The organism is Hymenobacter agri (assembly GCF_054778495.1).
Genome location: NZ_BAAGZM010000413.1, coordinates 1 through 3844 on the forward strand (window position 1 = coordinate 1; position 3844 = coordinate 3844).

Consider the following 3844-nt stretch of genomic DNA (forward strand, 5'->3'; position numbering starts at 1 on the left):
GGGCGGCGCGGGGTTCACGGCCTTCGCGCGGGGCGCGGGGTTCGGCCGGGGCGGCAGCTTCTTCGCCGCGGTTTTTCTTGCGCTTGCTACGCTTGCCACTCGACTTGATTTTGTCGTCGAGCCGGTCGAGCGAGCCTTCCACGATGGCCGATACTTCGGGCTCGGGAGCTTCCTCGCGGGGCGGCAGCAGGCTTTCAATCAGCTCGCCGCGCTTGTTCATTTCCAACAGCTCGCGCACGCGGGCCGTATCGAGCATCACCCAGTTGTTGTCGCCCTTGAAGGCGAACCACATGCGGCGGCGGAAAATGTCGGTTTTCTGCAAAAATGCCTCGCCCTTGCTGGTTTTCAGCGGGCGCTGCACCTGCGGAATGTCCTTTAGCGCGTCGAGGTAGGCATCGAGCTCGTAGTTGAGGCAGCACTTTAGGCGGCCGCACTGGCCGGCCAGCTTCTGCGGGTTCAGGCTCAGGTTCTGGTAGCGGGCAGCGGTGGTGCTCACGGTTTTGAAGTCGGTCAGCCACGTGGAGCAGCACAGCTCGCGCCCGCAGATGCCCAGGCCGCCGATGCGGCCGGCCTCCTGCCGCAGCGAAATCTGGCGCATCTCCACGCGCACCCGAAACTCGTCGGCCAGCCGGCGGATGAGCTCGCGGAAGTCCACCCGGTCGTCGGCCGAATAGTAGAACAGCGCCCGCGTGCGGTCGGCCTGATACTCCACGTCGCTCAGCTTCATGCGCAGGCGCAGCTCGCTCACCATGGCGCGCGCCCGGAACATTGTGCCGGTTTCGAGGTCGCGCACGGCCTGCCAGCGCTCCTCGTCGTCGGGCGTAGCCACGCGCAGAATGTTGCGAATTTCCTTTGAGTCGGTCGGGACTTTCTTTTTGCGCATTTGCAGGCGCACCAGTTCGCCTTTCAGGCTCACGTGGCCCAGGTGCCAGCCCGAGCCGGCGGCATCCACTACTACGGCATCGCCGGTTACGAGGGGCAGGCGCAGGTTATTGCGCATAAACTCTTTGCGGCCGCCTTTGAAGCGCACTTCTACGAGGTCGAAGCCGGCAAACGAGTCGGGTACCTCCACATCCTGAAGCCAATCGAAGACATTGAGGCGGTTGCAGCCACCGGTGCTACAGCCCCCGTTGGATTTGCAGCCGCCCGGCTTGGTGCCGCAGCCTCCGCCGGAAGAACAAGTTGAACAAGCCACTGGTCAGATACTTATATAGTTGAGCGAAAAGCAGGTTTTCGCGGGAATTCGGTTCCTAGCAAAGATACACAATACGCCCAGCGGGACTTCGGCCCGCCTGCCCCCGAACAATAAGAGGGTGCCGCCCGGCCACTGCCAAGCCAAGCGGGCACAGGGTTGGCTGAGTCGTTTCGATGTGCTGTCATAGGCAGCCTCAACGGTACAAGAATCGAGCGTTCAAAGGCCATAACTATTCTAAGAGTTTATTAAACTGATGGTTACAAAATTTTGTCATTTGTTGCAACAAAATGACAACAAAAATGCCGTTTTAAATCATTTTAAGCCTTTTTATTACATAGTTGTTAAAATAAAAGGTACTAAACCGAATTTGTTTGCAATCCGACGCCTTCTATATTCGCTCATCATTCACCAACCACTCACCAAATCTTCACCAACAAAACCTCTATGAAAAATTTCAAACTTCTCCCCGTGTTCGCTTTGCTTGGCGGTGCGCTCGCTTTCTCGTCGTGCAGCAAGAAAGAAGAAGCGGCAGACGTGGCTCCTACCTCGGCCTCGGCCGATGCCATGGCTCAAATCAAAGCATTGGGTTTTAATCCGCAGGGTGCCAAAGCCGTTGAAGGCGGCTACGTGGTGGAGGGCGACATGCTGCTGACCAATGAGTTGCTGGCTAGCGCCCCCGGCTATTCCACGCTGCGCGTGGGCGATGCCGAGCAATACCGCACCACCAACCTGGTAACCGGTCTGCCCCGCGTTATCACCGTGAGCATCAGCAGCTCGTTCAACTCTTATTATGTACAGGCTATCGACGAAGCCATTCGCCGCTACAATGCCGAAGGCCTGCGCATCAGCTTCCGCCGCGTAACGTCGGGCGCCGAAATGCCTGTGAAGTATTCGTCGAACCTCGGCACGGGCGTGCTGGGCCAATCGGGCGGCTTCCCCAGCGGCGGCAACCCCGCTCCCGGCTTCACGCTGGTGCCTAACGTTATCAACAGCACCAACGTCAACTACATCGCCACCATCATGGCCCACGAGATGGGCCACTGCATTGGCATGCGCCACACCGACTACTACAACCGCGCTTACAGCTGCGGTGGTAGCACTTCCAACGAAGGCGCCAGCACAGTGGGTGCCGTGCTCATCCCTGGCACGCCCTCCACGGCCGAGCCGAATTCATGGATGCTGGCCTGCGTGGGCAACGGCGTGAACCGCCCCTTTACCACCAACGACCGCACCGCGCTGAACTACATCTACTAGCCCTCGGCTGGTAGTTGAGCACACAAAAAAGCCCCGGCTCCTGCGAGCCGGGGCTTTTTTGTGTGCCATGTATTGGCAGAAAGTGCGACGTAGCGAAGCAGCCGGGAGGCTGTTATCGTGTGCGGGGCGGGCGCTTCGGCGCGGCAGCAACTTCCCCGGCAAAGGCCGCGCATTGCAGCGTGGCGGCTTTCTATCGGTCTCAGTTGGGCTGATTACTGCACCACGATGCGCAGCACCTGGGCCGCCTGCCCGTCGGCCTGCGCGCGCAGCAGGTAGAGGCCGGGACGCAGACCGCTGGTTTCGAGGGCACTGATTTGGCCGTTGATGGACACCTCGCGCTGGAAGCGGCCCAGCGCATCGTAGAGTTTCACTGTGATGTCGTTGGGCGTGTTGGCTACCAATTGCAAAAGTTCGCCAGCGGCTACCGGGTTGGGGTAGGCCTGCACCAGGCCGGCCGACAGCAGGAAGGCCTGTTCGACACCGCTGTAGAACTGCTGGCCAGCCACGTTGTCGAGCCGCACGCGGTAGGAGTAGCCGCCGGCCGCCGGGGGTTGGTCGGTGAAGGTGAACGTGGTACTGGTGACCGTGCTGATGGTTTGCACGGCCTCGAAGCCGCCATCGGGCCGCTGGCGCTCCAGCGTGGCCGACTTCAGCTTGTAAATCGTGCCCAGCACCACATCGAAGCGGATAACGCCATCGACCAGCTGCCGGGGCAGGAAAGAGCGGAAGTAGCACGCCGTACCCTGCGTGGTGTAATTAATGGTGGGCCCGGCCTGCCCCACGCGCCCGCCCACAATGGGCGCCACGGCATAGAACAGCGTCGGCAGCTGGGTGCGGCCGAGCACGAAGGCGGTATCGGTGGTCTGGGCCAGGGGCTCCAGATTGGTGGCTCCCAGCTGGTACACTTGGTAACGGGCTACTCCCCTGATGCGCGGCCATTGCAGCAGCGCCTCGTCGGCGCAGGCGTAGCCAACTTGCAGCGCCGGAGCTCGCACGATGGTGAAGGTGTCGGACTCGAACGCGCTGCTGCCACTCACCAGCCGCAGCTGTGCCAGGGTGGCGGTATCGGGCACAACCCAAGTAGTGCGATTAGCGGCCAGCGCCACGGTGTTGCTCAATACCCGCCAGGCCGGGCGGCCTACGGGGCGGTAGTCGAGGCCGGCGGTGGCCGATACGAGGCCGCTCCACTGCCAGCGCAGGGTGGCGGTGGTGCCGGGGCGCAGGCTTTCGGGGCGCACGGGGTAAGTCCAGACGAGGCCGGGCGGGTTTATTTCGTAGGCCAGGCTGAAATTTTGCGCGCCCTGCGGCACGGCGAAGCCGCGCACATGCAGCTCGTAGGTGCCGGCGGCGGGCAGCGCGAGGGTAATTTGCTCGGCGTTGTTGAGGTGGTCGGCG

At 61.8% G+C, this 3844-nt stretch carries 3 protein-coding genes; 1 reads left to right on the forward strand and 2 read right to left on the reverse strand.

The window, feature by feature from the left end:
* Positions 1-1072: PSP1 domain-containing protein (locus ACYVDE_RS16775; RefSeq protein ID WP_460502700.1), on the reverse strand; the 1072-nt coding region annotated here is incomplete at its 3' end.
* A gap of 591 nt (positions 1073-1663) precedes the next feature.
* On the opposite strand from ACYVDE_RS16775, the gene ACYVDE_RS16780 reads away from it, so the two are divergent.
* The gene (locus ACYVDE_RS16780) at positions 1664-2449 is read left to right on the forward strand and encodes a M57 family metalloprotease (RefSeq protein WP_460502701.1); all 786 of its coding nucleotides are present in this window, start codon (positions 1664-1666) and stop codon (positions 2447-2449) included.
* Between the two features lie 212 nt (positions 2450-2661).
* Here the strand turns inward: ACYVDE_RS16780 and ACYVDE_RS16785 are convergent.
* Positions 2662-3844: T9SS type A sorting domain-containing protein (locus ACYVDE_RS16785; RefSeq protein ID WP_460502702.1), on the reverse strand; the 1183-nt coding region annotated here is incomplete at its 5' end.